A 16,214-nucleotide genomic window follows, 5' to 3' on the forward strand; every position below is an offset into this window, starting at 1 on the left:
ACGGGCTGAATCCGGCCACCCCGCACCCGAGGCGGGGCCCGTCCGGATTCGGCGCGTGCCGTCCCCGGGGCCGGGGCGTGGCTGATACTGGAGGGGTTATGGAAACCGTCATCCTTGCCGTCATCATCGCCGTGGTCGTGCTCGGCACGATCAGCGGGCTCGTCGTCAGCGGCCGCAAGAAGAAGAAGCTGCCGCCGTCCCCGCCGGCCGCCCCCCAGTCCTCCGTCACCGCGCCCCCCGCCGAACCCCAGGTCGGCGAGGAGGCCGAACCCCCCCGCGACGAAGACCGTCGCACCATCGAAGAAGTCACGCTGCCCACCGCCGAGGCCCCCGCGGCCGAGGCACCGGCCGCCGAGCCGGAGGCGCCCGCCGCCCCCGCGATCGAGGTCCCCGAGCCCACCGCGGGCCGGCTGGTCCGGCTGCGCGCCCGGCTCTCCCGCTCCCAGAACACCCTGGGCAAGGGCCTGCTGACCCTGCTGTCCCGCGAACACCTCGACGAGGACACCTGGGAGGAGATCGAGGACACCCTGCTGACCGCCGATGTCGGCGTCGTGCCCACCCAGGAGCTGGTCGAGCGCCTTCGCGAGCGGGTCAAGGTCCTCGGCACCCGCACCCCCGAGGGCCTGCGCGCGCTGCTGCGCGAGGAGCTCCTCACCCTCATCGGCACGGACGCCGACCGCTCCGTGCACACCGCGAACGGCATCGGCAACGGCGGCGACGAGATCCCCGGCGTCGTGATGGTCGTCGGCGTCAACGGCACCGGCAAGACCACCACCACCGGCAAGCTCGCCCGCGTCCTGGTCGCCGACGGCAGGTCCGTGGTCCTCGGCGCCGCCGACACCTTCCGCGCCGCCGCCGCCGACCAGCTCCAGACGTGGGGCGAGCGGGTCGGTGCCCGTACGGTCCGCGGCCCCGAGGGCGGCGACCCCGCCTCGATCGCCTTCGACGCGGTGAAGGAGGGCATCGCCGAGTCCGCCGATGTCGTCCTCATCGACACCGCGGGCCGGCTGCACACCAAGACCGGCCTGATGGACGAGCTGGGCAAGGTCAAGCGGGTCGTCGAGAAGCACGGCCCGGTCGGCGAGGTGCTGCTCGTCCTGGACGCCACCACCGGTCAGAACGGCCTGGTCCAGGCCCGGGTGTTCGCCGAGGTCGTGGACATCACCGGTGTGGTGCTCACCAAGCTCGACGGCACCGCCAAGGGCGGCATCATCGTCGCCGTCCAGCGCGAACTGGGCGTGCCGGTGAAGCTGATCGGCCTGGGCGAGGGAGCGGACGACCTGGCGCCGTTCGAGCCCGAGGCGTTCGTGGACGCCCTGATCGACTGACGCCGCCACGAGGAGGCCACGCCCCGGCAGCCCGGCCCCCGGCACCCGCACACGGCGGGTACCGGGGGCCGGGGCCGTTCCGGGGGGCGATGACGGACGGTGGGATCCCGACTCGTCCCCGGGAGCCGCTCCGGCCGGCGGGCTCAGGCCGCCGAGCGGTGGCAGACGTACGCCAGGATGCCCACCATCAGCCGGGCCCGCGGCGGCCGGTCCGCGGTGTCCAGGGTGGGCGGGCGCAGCCAGCGCACCGGACCGTGGCCGCCGAGGTCGGAGGGCGGTGCGGTGAGGTGGTCGCCGGGGCCCAGGGAGCGCAGATCGAGCGCGGCGTCGTCCCAGCCCATGCGGTAGAGCAGGTCGGGGAGCTGTGCGGCCGCACCGGGGGCGACGAAGAACTGCGCGCGCCCCGTCGGGGTCAGGGTGACCGGGCCCAGCGGCAGGCCCAGGCGCTCCAGTCGCGCCAGCGCGTGCCGGCCCGCGGCCTCCGGCACGTCGAGAACGTCGAAGGAGCGGCCCACCGGCAGCAGGATCGCGGCGCCCGGGGTCTCCGCCCACGCCACGGCGGCCTTCTCCCAGGTGGCCCCGGCCGGGAGTTCCTCGCCGAAGGCCAGCGGGTGCGCACCGGGGGAGGGGCAGTCGGCGGCGCCGCACGAGCAGTCCGTCCGGCCGCTGCCCGCGCGCACCGCCCGGGCGCCGGGGGCGACGTCCCAGCCCCACAGCCCGGTGTACTCCGCCACCGCCGAGATCTCCGACGAGCGGGCGCGGCGCCGGGAGCCGGAACGAATCTCTCGGATGCCGCCGATCGTGAAGCCCATACCCCCTCCAACGGGTGGTGCGTGCCAGTGGTTACGAGTCGGTGGGTTGACGTCGTGGCGCCGTTCACGCTCCGTCGACTGTCCGCGGTGCCGGTGGTGCGAAGTGGTGGGCCGGGTGGTGCGGAGCACCGTGTGAGCCCTTGCGCGCTCCGCTCCGCCCGGCCGCGTTCGACCTGTGTCAAGTCAATCGCGAGAGCCCGGTGGGGAGTTCATCCGAAGGGGTGGCGAATGGTGGCGTTTCCTCGGTCGCCCTCGCGGCGGGCGTGATCGTAGGATTACTTTCGGTGCACGAACCCCGCGAGGCACACTTCGCACGGGTATGCCGATGGCAACGCACGGGTCGAGCCCAGGCCAAAAGGTGTGCCCGGAAAGCGTGATCGGGTAGAGGTACCCGGACACGCGCCGCAACGGGCGGCAGTCCGCGGCGGGTTCGCTGCGAAGAGCGGACAGCGGGCAGCAGGCAACGAACAGCGGACAGCCGGCAACGGCACCGACACAGCGATACGGAATGGGGGCTCCAGTGGGCGGCAACGGCGGACCGGGCGGCACCGACGCCGTCAAACAACCCAACGCGCAACTGGGCTCGTGGTTCATGCGCAGCGGCTGGTCCAAGGGCGAGCTGGCCCGCCAGGTCAACCGCCGCGCCCGCCAGATGGGCGCCCACCACATCAGCACCGACACCTCACGGGTGCGCCGCTGGCTCGACGGCGAGCAGCCGCGCGAGCCCATCCCGCGGATCCTGTCCGAGCTGTTCTCCGAGCGCTTCGGCTGCGTGGTCGGCATCGAGGAGCTGGGGCTGCGCTCCGCGCACCAGTCCCCGTCCGTCTCCGGGGTCGACCTGCCCTGGGCGGGCGCCCAAACGGTCGGCCTGATCAGCGAGTTCTCCCGCAGCGACCTGATGCTGGCGCGCCGCGGCTTCCTCGGTACCTCGCTCGCCCTGGCCGCCGGACCCAGCCTCATCGAGCCGATGCAGCGCTGGCTGGTCCCGGTGCCCGCGGGCCAGACCGGCGCGGAGGAGCCCGACCGGCTCCGCCGGCACGCCCGGCTGTCCGAGCCGGAGCTGGACCTGCTGGAGTCGACGACCGCGATGTTCCGCCAGTGGGACGCGCAGTGCGGCGGCGGGCTGCGGCGCAAGGCCGTGGTCGGCCAGCTCCACGAGGTCACCGACCTCCTCCAGGAGCCGCAGCCGGCGCCGGTGGCCAAGCGTCTCTTCAAGGTCGCCGCCGAGCTGGCTGAACTCGCCGGCTGGATGAGCTACGACATCGGCCTGCAGCCCACCGCGCAGAAGTACTTCGTGCTGGCGCTGCACGCCTCCAAGGAGGCCGGCGACCGGCCCCTGGGCTCGTACATCCTCTCCAGCATGAGCCGGCAGATGATCCACCTGGGCCGGCCCGACGACGCGCTGGAGCTGATCCACCTCGCCCAGTACGGCAGCCGGGAGACGGCCACCCCGCGCACCCAGGCGATGTTGTATGCGATGGAGGCCCGCGCCTACGCCGGGATGGGCCAGCCCAGCAAGGTCAAGCGGGCCGTGCGGATGGCCGAGGACACCTTCTCGGACGCCCTGCCCGGCGAGCCCGAGCCGGACTGGATCCGCTTCTTCTCCGAGGCCGAACTGAACGCGGAGAACGCCCACTCCTACCGCGACCTCGCCTATGTCGCCGGCCGCAGCCCCACCTACGCCTCGCTCGCCGAGCCCGTCATGGCGCGCGCGGTGGAGCTGTTCGGCAAGGACGCCGAGCACCAGCGTTCCTATGCGCTCAACCTCATCGGGATGGCCACCGTGCATCTGCTCCAGAAGGAGCCCGAGGCCTGCGCGGCCATGGCGCAGCAGGCCATCCCGTTCGCCCGGCAGGTCCGCTCGGAGCGGGTGAACACCCGGCTGCGCAAGACCGTCGACACCGCGGCGCGGGAGTTCGGCGAGGTCGCCGAGGTGATCCGGCTCAGCGACGAGCTCACCCGCCAGCTGCCGGAATCCGCGGAGGCCGTCTGACGGCGCGCCTCCCTCACGACACCGGCCGCGGCCACCGCCCCGTACAGCCCGACTCGGCTCCCCCATGCCAGGTCACGCGGGCGGCAGCCGCGGCCGGGCTGTTCTGTGCGCCTGAGCCGGCGCCGCTCTCGCGGAGGTGGCCGGGCGCCGTGGGGGCGCAATTGGTGGTTTCGGTGGGTTGAACGGGTGAATGCGGTATCGATCCCGCTGTTCACGGGGGCGTAACACGACGGCGTTCTTCGTCACGGCGGGGAAACACCCGCAAGGTTTGGCCGAAACCGCGCTGCGACAACCTCAACGCGAAGTCGGCCCACCAGAAACACGCCCGCACGGGCCGCATCGACGACGAGGAGACGCCGATGCCCCCAGGCATCCTGACGCTCGCAGCAGACAAGGCGACACTCAGCCCGGCCAACACCGGATTCATGCTGATCTGCTCCGCACTGGTGATGGTCATGACCCCCGCCCTCGCCTTCTTCTACGGAGGCATGGTCCGGGTCAAGAGCGTGCTCAACATGCTGATGATGAGCTTCATCAGCCTGGGCATCGTCACCATCCTGTGGGTCCTGTACGGCTTCGGGCTCGCCTTCGGCACCGACAGCGGCGGCTTCATCGGCTGGAACGGCAACTTCGCCGGCCTCAGCGGCATCGGCCTGACCGAGCTGTGGGGCACCAGCACCATTCCGGTCTATGTCTTCGCGGTCTTCCAGCTGATGTTCGCGGTCATCACGCCCGCGCTGATCAGCGGTGCGCTCGCCGACCGGGTGAAGTTCACCGCCTGGGCGCTGTTCATCACCCTGTGGGTGACCGTTGTGTACTTCCCCGTCGCCCACTGGGTGTGGGGCGAGGGCGGCTGGCTCTACGAACTGAAGGTCATCGACTTCGCCGGCGGCACCGCCGTGCACATCAACGCCGGTGCGGCGGCGCTCGGCGTGCTCCTCGTCGTCGGCAAGCGGATCGGCTTCAAGAAGGACCCGATGCGGCCGCACAGCCTGCCGCTGGTCATGCTCGGAGCCGGACTGCTGTGGTTCGGCTGGTTCGGCTTCAACGCCGGATCCTGGCTCGGCAACGACGACGGCATCGGCGCGGTCGCCTTCGTCAACACCCAGGTCGCCACCGCCGCCGCGATGCTCGGCTGGCTGGCCTACGAAAAGCTCCGGCACGGCTCGTTCACCACGCTCGGCGCGGCCTCCGGCGCGGTCGCCGGACTCGTCGCGATCACCCCGGCCTGCGGCGCGGTCAGCCCGCTGGGCGCCATCGCGGTCGGCGCGATCGCCGGTGTGCTGTGCGCCATGGCGGTCAATCTGAAGTACAAGCTCGGCTACGACGACTCCCTGGACGTCATCGGCGTCCACCTCGTCGGCGGTGTCGTCGGCTCGCTGCTGATCGGCTTCTTCGCCACCGGCGGGGTGCAGAGCAAGGCCAAGGGCCTGTTCTACGGCGGCGGCTTCGAACAGCTCGGCCGGCAGGCCGTCGGTGTGGTCTGCGTGCTGCTCTACTCGCTGGTCGTCTCGTATGTCCTTGCCAAGGTCATCGACCTGGTGATGGGCTTCCGGGTCGGCGAGGACGAGGAGGTCGCCGGCATCGACCAGGCCGCGCACGCCGAGACCGCGTACGACTTCACCGGCGCGGGCGGCGGCACGGTCGGCCGCAGGGGACCGGGACTCGGTGAGTCCCTGACAAAGAAGGTGGACGCGTGAAGCTCATCACGGCAGTAATCAAGCCGCACCGGCTGGACGAGGTGAAGGACGCCCTCCAGGCATTCGGCGTGCACGGACTGACCATCACCGAGGCCAGCGGGTACGGCAGGCAGCGCGGGCACACCGAGGTGTACCGCGGCGCCGAGTACACCGTCGACCTGGTGCCGAAGATCCGCATCGAGGTGCTGGTCGAGGACGCCGACGCCGAGGAACTCGTCGACGTCATCGTCAAGGCGGCCCGCACCGGCAAGATCGGCGACGGAAAGGTGTGGAGCGTCCCCGTCGACGACGCGGTACGGGTGCGGACCGGCGAGCGGGGGCCGGACGCGCTGTGACGGCGCCCCGGCTGCGGCCCGCGGCCCCCGGAGGCGCCCGCCGCCTCCGGGGCCGCCCACCGCGGCCGGCCCGCCCCGGCAGCGGTGGCCGCACACCGGGCACCGGCAGAGACTGGGACGGCGTGCGGGGACGGTCCGCCGGCGCGGAAGCGGCGCCACGGGGGGCGAGGGCGACGGCGGGGACGACGGGGACCACACGAGCGAGGAGCGCGCGGTGACGGACAGCGTCGAGAAAACGCCGGGACCGGCCGGAGAGCCGGACACCGGAGGCGGGCCCACCCCGGAAGGGAGCTACCCCGCGGCCCGGCTGCGGCTCCTCCAGGACGACGCGCCCACCGGACCCGACCGCCGCGCCACCCTCGCCCGGCTGACCGACGACTGGCTGGCCGGCCTGCTGACCCGGCACGCCACCGCCGCCGGCCTGACCGGCACCGCCCTGGTCGCCGTCGGCGGCTACGGCCGCGGCGAACTCTCCCCGCGCAGCGACCTCGACCTGCTCCTGCTGCACGACGGCCGCGCCGACACCGGCGCCCTGGCCGCGCTCGCCGACCACCTCTGGTACCCCGTCTGGGACCTCGGCCTCGACCTCGACCACTCCGTCCGCACCCCCGCCGAGGCCCGCAAGGCCGCCCGCGACGACCTGAAGGTGCAGCTCGGCCTGCTCGACGCCCGCCACCTGGCCGGCGACGCGGAACTGACCGCCGCGCTGCGCAGCACCGCCTACGCCGACTGGCGCGAGAGCGCCCCCAAGCGGCTTCCCGAACTCCACGACCTGTGCCAGGAGCGCGCCGAGCGGCACGGGGAGCTGCAATTCCTCCTCGAACCCGACCTCAAGGAGGCCAGGGGCGGACTGCGGGACGCCACCGCGCTGCGGGCGGTCGCCGCCTCCTGGCTCGCCGACGCCCCGCGCGGCGGCCTGGAAGCCGCCCGCACCCGGCTGCTCGACACCCGCGACGCCCTCCACCTGGCCACCGGCCGCGCCACCGACCGGCTCTCCCTCCAGGAACACACCCAGATCGCCGAGTCCCTGGGCATGCTGGACGCCGACGCCCTGCTGCGGCAGACCTACGAATCCGCCCGCACCATCTCCTACGCGGCCGACGTCACCTGGCGCGAGGTCGGCCGGGTGCTGCGCGCCCGCTCCGTCAGGCCCGTGCTGCGCGGGCTGCTGCACGGCCGCACCGCGGGCAAGGGCGAGCGCTCGCCGCTCGCCGAGGGCGTCGTCGAACTCGACGGCGAGGCGGTGCTGGCCCGCAGCGCCCGGCCCGAGCGCGACCCCGTGCTGGTGCTGCGCGCCGCGGCCGCCGCCGCCCAGGCCGGACTGCCGCTGGCCACCCACGCGATCCGCCGCTGCGCCACGGCCGCCGCCACCCGCCCGCTGCCGGTGCCGTGGCCCGCCGAGGCCCGTGAGCAGCTGATCACCCTCCTCGGCGCCGGCACCCACACCGTGCCCGTGTGGGAGGCCCTGGAGGCCGAGGGCATCGTCACCCGTCTGCTGCCCGACTGGGAGCGCGTGCGCTGCCGCCCCCAGCGCAACCCCGTCCACACCTGGACCGTGGACCGCCATCTGATCGAGACCGCGGTGCGGGCGTCCGCGCTCACCCGCCGGGTGCACCGCCCCGACCTGCTGCTGATCGCCGCCCTGCTGCACGACATCGGCAAGGGCTGGCCCGGCGACCACTCGGTGGCCGGCGAGACCATCGCCCGCGACGTGGCGGCCCGGCTCGGCTTCGGCGCCCGCGACACCGCGGTCATCGCCACCCTCGTCCGCCACCACCTGCTGCTCATCGACACCGCCACCCGGCGCGATCTGGACGACCCGGCGACCGTCGGCGCGGTCGCCGAGGCGGTCGGCCACACCGGCACCCTGGAGCTGCTGCACGCCCTCACCGAGGCCGACGCCCTGGCCACCGGGCCCGCCGCCTGGAGCGCCTGGCGCGGCGGACTCGTCGCCGACCTGGTCAAACGGGTCGCCGCCAGGCTCGCGGGGGAGCCCGCCGAGGAGGCGCGCCCGGCCGACGGGCCGAGCGCCGAACAGCGGCGGCTGGCCGCCGAGGCCCGGCGCACCAGCGGCCCGGTCCTCGCGCTGCACGCCCGCGCCGAGGCCCCCACCGGGCCCGAGGACGACGCCGGCGCCGACGAGCGCGCCCGGCAGCCGGTCGGCGTGGAACTGCTCATGGCCGTCCCCGCCCACCCCTCGCGCGGCCACCGGCCCTCGGCCAACCCCATGGGCCCCCCTTCCACCGGGGTGCTGCCCGCCGCGGCCGGGGTGCTGGCCCTGCACCGGCTCACCGTCCGCGCCGCCGACCTCCTCGAACTCGACCCCGAGGACGGTGACGGGGACCCGATCCTGCTGATCGGCTGGCGGGTCGCCGCCGAGTACGGCTCGCTGCCCGACGCCGACCGGCTGCGCGTCGACCTGGTCCGCGCGCTGGAGGGCTCCCTCGACATCCCCACCCGCCTCGCCGAGCGCGAACGCGCCTACGCCCGCCGGGCCCGCGCCGTGCTCGCCCCGCCGCCCCGGGTCACCGCCGTCACCGGCAGCTCCCGCACCGCGACCGTCATCGAGGTCCGCGCCCAGGACGCCCACGGCCTGCTGCACCGCATCGGCCGCGCCCTGGAGACGGCCGGCGTCACCGTCCGCAGCGCCCACATCAGCACCCTGGGGGCGAACGCGGTGGACGCGTTCTATGTCACCGGACCGGACGGGGCGCCGCTCGCGGACACCGCGGCCCATGAGCTGGCGGCGGCCGTGGAGCGCGCCCTCGGGTAGCCGTACGGCGCCCGCCGCCGCAGGTGGCCGTCCACAGGGCAGGGACGTGTCCCTTGCGGAGCCGGATACCCTAGAAGCCGACTGCACCCCGCCCCCGACCCCGAGGATCGACGACCGCCGTGTTCGATACGCTTTCCGACCGCTTGGCGAGTACTTTCAAAAACCTCCGGGGCAAGGGCCGCCTGAGCGAGGCGGACATCGACGCCACGGCGCGCGAGATCCGCATCGCGCTGCTCGAAGCGGATGTCGCCCTCCCCGTCGTCCGGGCCTTCATCAAGCAGGTCAAGGAGCGCGCCACCGGCTCCGAGGTCTCCCAGGCGCTGAACCCCGCCCAGCAGGTCATCAAGATCGTCAACGAGGAGCTCGTCGGCATCCTCGGCGGCGAGACCCGGCGGCTGCGGTTCGCCAAGAACCCGCCGACCGTGATCATGCTGGCGGGTCTCCAGGGTGCCGGTAAGACCACCCTCGCCGGAAAGCTCGGCCGCTGGCTCAAGGGCCAGGGCCACGCCCCGCTGCTGGTCGCCTGCGACCTCCAGCGCCCCAACGCCGTCAACCAGCTCCAGGTCGTCTCCGAGCGCGCGGAGGTCGCCTTCTACGGCCCGCAGCCCGGCAACGGCGTCGGCGACCCGGTCCAGGTGGCCAAGGACTCCATCGAGTTCGCCCGGACCAAGCAGCACGACGTGGTCATCGTCGACACCGCCGGCCGCCTGGGCATCGACCAGGAGCTGATGCAGCAGGCCGCGGACATCCGCGACGCGGTCAGCCCCGACGAGGTCCTCTTCGTCGTCGACGCGATGATCGGCCAGGACGCGGTCAACACCGCCGAGGCCTTCCGCGACGGCGTCGGCTTCGACGGCGTGGTGCTCTCCAAGCTCGACGGTGACGCCCGCGGTGGTGCGGCGCTGTCCGTGGCCCATGTCACCGGCAAGCAGATCATGTTCGCCTCCAACGGCGAGAAGCTGGACGACTTCGACGCGTTCCACCCGGACCGCATGGCGTCCCGCATCCTCGGCATGGGCGACATGCTCAGCCTGATCGAGAAGGCCGAGCAGACCTTCAGCCAGGACGAGGCCGAGAAGATGGCGGCCAAGCTGGCGAAGGGCCCCAAGGAGTTCACCCTCGACGACTTCCTGGCCCAGATGGAGCAGGTCCGCAAGATGGGCTCCATCTCCAAGCTGCTCGGCATGCTGCCCGGCATGGGGCAGATGAAGGACCAGATCAACAACCTCGACGAGCGCGAGGTCGACCGCACCGCCGCCATCATCAAGTCGATGACCCCGGCCGAGCGCCAGGAGCCGACGCTCATCAACGGCTCGCGCCGGGCCCGGATCGCCAAGGGTTCGGGTGTCGACGTCAGCCAGGTCAAGAGCCTGGTCGAGCGGTTCTTCGAGGCCCGCAAGATGATGTCGAAGATGGCCCAGGGCGGCGGCATGCCCGGGATGCCCGGCATGCCGGGGATGCCTGGCATGGGGGGCGGCGCCCGCAAGAAGAAGCAGGTCAAGCAGGCCAAGGGCAAGCGCAAGAGCGGCAACCCCATGAAGCGCAAGGCCGAGGAGGAGGCCGCGGCCGCGCGCCGCGAGGCCGCCCAGTCCGGCAACCCGCTGGGCCTGCCGCAGGGCGGCCAGGACCCGCAGAACTTCGAACTCCCCGAGGAATTCAAGAAGTTCATGGGCTGAGGACCGGACTCCTCACCCCTCCGCTCTTCACGAGCCCCGGCCGCGGCAGCACGCGGCCGGGGCTCGTCGCGTTCCCGCACTCAGCGCCCGGAGCCGCCCGCCGGAGCCCGCCCCTCCGCCTCCCGCGCACCGCTCGCCCCGTCCGTCCCGGTGAGGAACCGCAGCGGATTGCGCCGCGTCAGCCCGTCGATCGTCTCCTCGTCCACCCCTGCCGCCCGCAGTCGCGGCAGGAAGGACCGGAACAGATGCCCGTAGCCCATGCCGCCCTCGCTCACCAGATAGCCGTGCCGCCAGACGTCGCAGCTCAGCAGCACCCGGTCGGCGAACCCCGACTCCAGCAGCGCCAGCAGCAGCCGCAGCCGCACCCGGTCGCTCCGATAGCCCTCCCTGCCCACGGTGTCGAACGCGACATACGCACCCGACGCCGCCAGCTCCCGGTGCACCGCCGGATCGTCGATCAGGTCCTGATGGCCGATGCTGACGCGGTGCGGCGGCAGCCCGGCCGCCGTCAGCAGCTCCAGCTGGGCGAGGCCACCGCGGCCGAACCGCGCATGGGTGGCCACCGACAGCCCGGTCGACGTGGCGGCCAGCGCCGCCGCCCGCAGCGCCCCCGCCTCCGCCTCACCGGGCAGCTCGCCGTGGCTGCCGACCTCACCGATCACCCCCGGACGGATCCCGGAGCCGCCGCAGCCGCGCTCGATCTCCCCGATCAGCGTCCGGGCCAGCTGCTCGGGGCTGGTGCGGGTCAACTCCGCCGGACGCACCGGCTCGTAGTACCAGCCGGTCGCGGCGACCACCGCGACCGACGAGTCCGCGGCGATCCGGGCCATCGCGGCCACATCGCGCCCCATGCCCCGGCAGGTCAGCTCGACGACCAGCGCCAGCCCGAACTCCTCGCGCAGCGACACCAGTTCCTCGGTGATCGCGGCCCGGTGCCCCGGCGTCAGGGTCGCCGCACTGCCGGCACCCCGGGTCAGATCCAGCGCCAGATGCTCATGGGCGAGCACCGGCCCGCGCACGTCGGAGACGGACAGCGGGCCCGCGACGGTCTGCAGCAGCGCGCTCATCGAGGCACCCGGCCCCGTCCCGGCGGCGGATGACCGGTCGGCAGCTGCGCGTCCATGGGCGGCCGTCCTTCCCTCGTCGAAGACCGGGAAGCGGCGGCTACCGCGTCCGCGCGATCAGATAGCGGAACACATTCGGCATCCACACCGTCCCGTCCGCCCGCTGATACGGATGCAGCGCCTCCGCCAGCTCCTTCGCCACCTGCCGCTCGTCCGTCACCGCCAGCGCCGCGTCGAACAGCCCCGTCGACAGCAGCCCGCGCACCGCGCTCGCCGGATCCGCGTACCCGAACGGGCAGGCCACCCGGCCCGAACCGTCGGGCCGCAGCCCCGCCCGGTCCGCCAGCTCCTCCAGATCGTCCCGGCCGCTGGGCCGCAGGCCGGCGCCGCCCGCGCACCCGCCCCGCGGATCGGCCAGCCGCTGCGCGACCCGCAGCACCCCGGCCGTGGCACAGCGCTCCACCGGGCCCCAGCCGCCCAGCACCACCGCGCTGCCGCGCTCCGCCAGCCCGGCCGCCGCGGACAGCGAGGCCGTCAGCCCCTCGACCGTGCTCACACAGCCCACCGGGTGGAACGCCGTGATCACGTTGAAGGCGGCATCCCCGGGCGCCGCGGCCTCCAGACCGCCACTGACCAGCCGGGTGTGCTCCGGCCTGCCCTCCGGCGTGAGCCGCTCACGCGCCAGTTCCAGCCGGGACTCGTCTGCGTCCACCCCGCTGACCTGCGCGCCGCGCCCCGCCGCCAGCAGCAGCGCCAGCCCGGAGCCGCAGCCCAGCCCCAGCAGCCGGGTGCCCGAGCCGATGCCCAGGCGGTCGTAGGCGGCTTCGTACAGCGGTATCAGCATCCGCTCCTGGATCTCGGCCCAGTCACGGGTACGCCGTGACCGGACCGGAGCGGGCGGATCGTCGCAGCGCATGGATCCGGAGTGCGGAAGCTGGTGCCGCACGAGCGTCGGTGACATCGATAGCGCCCCTATTCGCCGAGAACCCGAAGCTGTTCCGTACCGATCGCCCCCGTGTTCGCGCGTGGTGCGCCCCCGCGAACCAGACAACTGCGCATTCGTCCGGGCGTCCAGGGGATGCGCCGGGGTTGTCTCCCGCGCGCCCCTCCATGCGCCGGGCCCGCGCGCCCTGGAGCGCCGTTTCAGCCTGCCCCGCCCGGCGCCGTTCCGCCACGGCAACGACCGCCGCCGGGCTCCCGGGCGCCCTCCGGTTCACCCCCGTCCGCCGGCGCCCCGCGGGCATACGGGCCGGTGTCGGCGGGCACGGGTACGCCCCGTACGATCGCCGCGGTGATCCTCACGCCGTATACGACCGGCTACGCCATGCGGCGTACGCGGTGATACGTACCGGCTTGCGGCCCGGTGAGTGGCTTCTGCGCAGATCGGCGCACCCGCCCTCGGCACGACTCATGACCGGAAACTGACTGGTACGTGCAAATTATTTGAGATGCCCCGGAATCGGAACACTCGACGGCCCCGGCTCGTTGTCACGACGTGAGCACGACACCGCCTGTCCTCGCCGCCGAGCTGGCACTCGCCTGGGCCGATATTCAACGGCACCACCCCGAGCTGCCGGACCTGGCCGCGCCCGAGTCCCTGATCGGAGAGTCCTCGTCCGCCTGCGGCGCCGAACTCTCCTTCGAACGGCTGCTCCACGAGGCCGTCCACGGCATCGCCGCCGCCCGCGGCGTCCGTGACACCTCCCGCGCCGGCCGCTACCACAACCGCCGGTTCCTGGCGATCGCCGAGGAGCTGGGCCTGGACCACGTCGACGAGCCGCATCCCAGCAGCGGCTTCTCCCTGGTCACGCTCAACCCCGAAGCCAGAAGGCGCTACCGCCCCACCATCGAACGGCTCGCCAGAGCCCTCAAGGCGCACACCGCCGCCACCGCCACGGACACCACCCGCAGCTTCCGCGGCCCCGCCGCGCGGCACGGCTCCTCCGGGGGCGGCGTCCGGGTCAAGGCCGTCTGCGACTGCGGGCGCAATGTCCGGGTCGTCCCGTCCGTGCTCGCCCAGGCGCCGATCGTCTGCGGCGGCTGCGGGAAGCCCTTCCGCATCCCCGAGGTGGCCGCGGTCGGCTGACCCGGTCGGGTGTGGCAGAATGGCTGGCTGTACTCGACAGTCGCACAGGACCCCTCTCTCCTCCGGCTGACGCGTCCATCGGGGCATCCCGAGTACCGCAACCCCACGTGGCATCCCGTTGTGCCCCACCACGTCAAGACCAGGAGACACCACTCCCGTGGCAGTCAAGATCAAGCTGAAGCGTCTGGGCAAGATCCGCGCGCCTCACTACCGCATCGTCATCGCCGACTCCCGTACCCGCCGTGACGGCCGGGCCATCGAGGAGATCGGCCTGTACCACCCGGTGCAGAACCCCTCGCGCATCGAGGTCGACTCCGAGCGTGTCCAGTACTGGCTGGGTGTCGGCGCGCAGCCGACCGAGCCCGTCATGGCCATCCTCAAGGTCACCGGCGACTGGCAGAAGTTCAAGGGCCTGCCCGCCCCGGCGCCGATGAAGGTCGCCGAGCCGAAGGCCGACAAGCGCGCCCTCTTCGAGGCCGCCGCGAAGGCGTCCGGCGACGAGCCGAAGGGTGAGGCCATCACCCCGAAGGCGAAGAAGGCTGACAAGAAGGCGGACGAGGCTGCGGCCGAGTCCACCTCCGAGTCGACCGAGGCCTGAGCATGCTCGAGGAAGCCCTCGAGCACCTCGTCAAGGGCATCGTCGACAACCCCGATGAGGTGCAGGTGGCCGAGCGCACCCTGCGCCGCGGGCGCGTGCTCGAGGTCCGGGTCCACCCCGACGACCTCGGCAAGGTGATCGGCCGCAACGGCCGTACCGCCCGCGCGCTGCGGACCGTCGTGGGCGCCATCGGCGGACGGGGCATCCGCGTCGACCTCGTCGACGTGGACCAGGTCCGCTGACAAGTTGAACACCGGCTCGGGCCGGGGAGGGCCGCCGGCCCGCCCCGGCCCGTAGTCGTCCACGGACACCGGACGGGTGCCGCGGACACTGGCAAGGGAGAGAACAGCGTGCAGTTGGTAGTGGCACGGATCGGCCGCGCCCACGGCATCAAGGGCGAGGTCACGGTAGAGGTGCGGACCGACGAGCCCGAGCTGCGGCTCGGCCCCGGCGCCGTCCTCACCACCGAACCGTCCTCCGTGGGACCGCTGACCATCGAGGCCGGACGGGTGCACAGCGGCCGGCTGCTGCTGCGCTTCGAGGGCGTCCGGGACCGCACGGCGGCCGAGGCGCTGCGCAACACCCTGCTGATCGCGGAGGTCGACCCCGAGGAGGTCCCCGAGGACCCCGAGGAGTTCTACGACCACCAGCTGATCGACCTCGACGTCGTCACCCGCGACGGCACCACCGTCGGCCGGATCGCCGAGGTCTCCCATCTGCCCTACCAGGACCTGCTGGTCGTCCGGCGGCCCGACGGCGGCGAGGTCCTGATCCCGTTCGTCGCCGAGATCGTCCCGGAGATCGACCTCGACGCGCAGCGCGCGGTCATCGACCCGCCGCCCGGCCTCCTCGACGACAGCCAGGCCGAGATCGCCTCCGGCCGCGCCATCACCGACGAGGACAGCTGATGCGGCTCGACGTCGTCACGATCTTCCCTGAGTACCTCGAACCGCTGAACGTCTCGCTCGTGGGCAAGGCCCGCGCGCGCGGACAGCTCGATGTGCGCATCCACGACCTGCGGGAATGGGCCCACGACAAGCACAACACCGTCGACGACACCCCCTACGGCGGCGGCCCGGGCATGGTCATGAAGCCCGAGCCGTGGGGCGAGGCGCTCGATGAGATCCTCGCGTCCGGCGAGGGCGAGCCGGTGATCGTCGTGCCCACCCCGAGCGGCGCCCCCTTCACCCAGCAGCTCGCCGTCGAACTCTCCGCCAAGCCCTGGCTGGTGTTCACCCCGGCCCGCTACGAGGGCATCGACCGCCGGGTCATCGAGGAGTACGGCGACCGCGTCGACGTGCGCGAGGTCTCCATCGGCGACTACGTCCTGGCCGGCGGCGAGGCACCGGTCCTGGTCATGGTCGAGGCGGTGGCCCGGCTGCTGCCCGGCGTCCTCGGCAACGCGGCCTCTCACCAGGACGACTCCTTCGCCCCCGGGGAGATGGCCGATCTCCTGGAGGGGCCCGTCTACACCAAGCCCCCCGAGTGGCGCGGCCGCGGCATCCCCGAGGTGCTGCTCAGCGGGCACCACGGCAAGATCGCCCGCTGGCGGCGGGACGAGGCGTTCCGCCGCACCGACCGCAACCGCCCCGATCTGATCGAGCGCGCCGACCCCGCCGCGTTCGGCAAGCACGACCGCGCGATGCTCGACGCTCTCGGCTGGTCGGCGGGCGCCGACGGCCGATTTGGGCGGACGACCGAGGCCGTGGAAGAATAGGCCGCTGCTGTGTGCGTCCGGCGCGCGCCCCTGCCACAGGGGGAACGACGCCCGCCCGACGGAACGGCATCCGACACATCCTTTCCGATATCCCGTTGATGACCTGTGGCATCAGCGAAGAAAGCAGTAGGT

14 protein-coding genes are annotated in these 16,214 nt (G+C 73.1%); 11 read left to right on the forward strand and 3 right to left on the reverse strand.

The window, feature by feature from the left end; genetic code table 11:
- The first annotated feature begins 98 nt into the window (after window positions 1-98).
- Entirely contained in the window at window positions 99-1,328 is a 1,230-nt protein-coding gene (ftsY, locus tag IEY78_RS19320; protein ID WP_189099941.1) for a signal recognition particle-docking protein FtsY, read from the forward strand.
- 143 nt (window positions 1,329-1,471) lie between these two features.
- On the opposite strand, the gene IEY78_RS19325 is transcribed toward ftsY, so the two are convergent.
- Window positions 1,472-2,140 carry a bifunctional DNA primase/polymerase gene (locus tag IEY78_RS19325; protein WP_189099943.1) on the reverse strand — a complete coding sequence of 223 codons (669 nt, stop codon included), beginning with the start codon at window positions 2,138-2,140 and terminating at the stop codon, window positions 1,472-1,474.
- A 508-nt stretch (window positions 2,141-2,648) separates the two neighbouring features.
- Here IEY78_RS19325 and nsdA point away from each other — a divergent pair.
- The 5 genes from nsdA to ffh all read left to right on the forward strand — a co-directional run bounded on the left by nsdA (window position 2,649) and on the right by ffh (window position 10,617).
- Complete coding sequence (gene nsdA / locus IEY78_RS19330) at window positions 2,649-4,133, forward strand: transcriptional repressor NsdA (protein WP_189099945.1); 1,485 nt, start codon at window positions 2,649-2,651, stop codon at window positions 4,131-4,133.
- A 359-nt stretch (window positions 4,134-4,492) separates the two neighbouring features.
- On the forward strand, window positions 4,493-5,833 hold the full coding sequence (locus tag IEY78_RS19335; protein ID WP_189099947.1) for an ammonium transporter: 1,341 nt from the start codon (window positions 4,493-4,495) through the stop codon (window positions 5,831-5,833).
- Window positions 5,830-6,168, forward strand: coding sequence for a P-II family nitrogen regulator (locus IEY78_RS19340; RefSeq protein ID WP_189099950.1), 339 nt, complete (start codon window positions 5,830-5,832; stop codon window positions 6,166-6,168). Before IEY78_RS19335 ends, IEY78_RS19340 begins: the two co-directional genes overlap by 4 nt.
- A gap of 214 nt (window positions 6,169-6,382) precedes the next feature.
- Window positions 6,383-8,941 carry a [protein-PII] uridylyltransferase gene (locus IEY78_RS19345; RefSeq protein WP_189099952.1) on the forward strand — a complete coding sequence of 853 codons (2,559 nt, stop codon included), beginning with the start codon at window positions 6,383-6,385 and terminating at the stop codon, window positions 8,939-8,941.
- A 119-nt stretch (window positions 8,942-9,060) separates the two neighbouring features.
- On the forward strand, window positions 9,061-10,617 hold the full coding sequence (gene ffh / locus IEY78_RS19350) for a signal recognition particle protein (protein ID WP_189099954.1): 1,557 nt from the start codon (window positions 9,061-9,063) through the stop codon (window positions 10,615-10,617).
- A gap of 80 nt (window positions 10,618-10,697) precedes the next feature.
- Here ffh and IEY78_RS19355 read toward each other — a convergent pair whose 3' ends face one another.
- Both IEY78_RS19355 and IEY78_RS19360 read right to left on the reverse strand, forming a co-directional pair.
- Window positions 10,698-11,684 carry a phosphotriesterase family protein gene (locus tag IEY78_RS19355; RefSeq protein WP_189099956.1) on the reverse strand — a complete coding sequence of 329 codons (987 nt, stop codon included), beginning with the start codon at window positions 11,682-11,684 and terminating at the stop codon, window positions 10,698-10,700.
- Between the two features lie 97 nt (window positions 11,685-11,781).
- Complete coding sequence (locus tag IEY78_RS19360; protein WP_189099958.1) at window positions 11,782-12,642, reverse strand: methyltransferase domain-containing protein; 861 nt, start codon at window positions 12,640-12,642, stop codon at window positions 11,782-11,784.
- A 534-nt stretch (window positions 12,643-13,176) separates the two neighbouring features.
- On the opposite strand from IEY78_RS19360, the gene IEY78_RS19365 reads away from it, so the two are divergent.
- From IEY78_RS19365 to trmD, 5 genes are all read left to right on the forward strand, one after another.
- On the forward strand, window positions 13,177-13,767 hold the full coding sequence (locus tag IEY78_RS19365) for a hypothetical protein (protein ID WP_189099960.1): 591 nt from the start codon (window positions 13,177-13,179) through the stop codon (window positions 13,765-13,767).
- A 157-nt stretch (window positions 13,768-13,924) separates the two neighbouring features.
- Entirely contained in the window at window positions 13,925-14,365 is a 441-nt protein-coding gene (gene rpsP / locus IEY78_RS19370) for a 30S ribosomal protein S16 (RefSeq protein WP_006602842.1), read from the forward strand.
- A gap of 2 nt (window positions 14,366-14,367) precedes the next feature.
- Window positions 14,368-14,607 (forward strand): RNA-binding protein, encoded by a 240-nt coding sequence (locus tag IEY78_RS19375; RefSeq protein WP_168481574.1) that lies wholly within the window; start codon window positions 14,368-14,370, stop codon window positions 14,605-14,607.
- A gap of 108 nt (window positions 14,608-14,715) precedes the next feature.
- Window positions 14,716-15,273 carry a ribosome maturation factor RimM gene (gene rimM / locus IEY78_RS19380; RefSeq protein WP_189099962.1) on the forward strand — a complete coding sequence of 186 codons (558 nt, stop codon included), beginning with the start codon at window positions 14,716-14,718 and terminating at the stop codon, window positions 15,271-15,273.
- Window positions 15,273-16,082, forward strand: a complete 810-nt coding sequence (trmD, locus tag IEY78_RS19385) for a tRNA (guanosine(37)-N1)-methyltransferase TrmD (protein WP_189099964.1) — start codon at window positions 15,273-15,275, stop codon at window positions 16,080-16,082. The genes rimM and trmD overlap by 1 nt, the downstream gene beginning before the upstream one ends.
- Window positions 16,083-16,214: the final 132 nt, after the last annotated feature.

It is taken from the genome of Streptomyces kronopolitis, from assembly GCF_014646275.1.
GTDB lineage: Bacteria > Actinomycetota > Actinomycetes > Streptomycetales > Streptomycetaceae > Streptomyces > Streptomyces kronopolitis.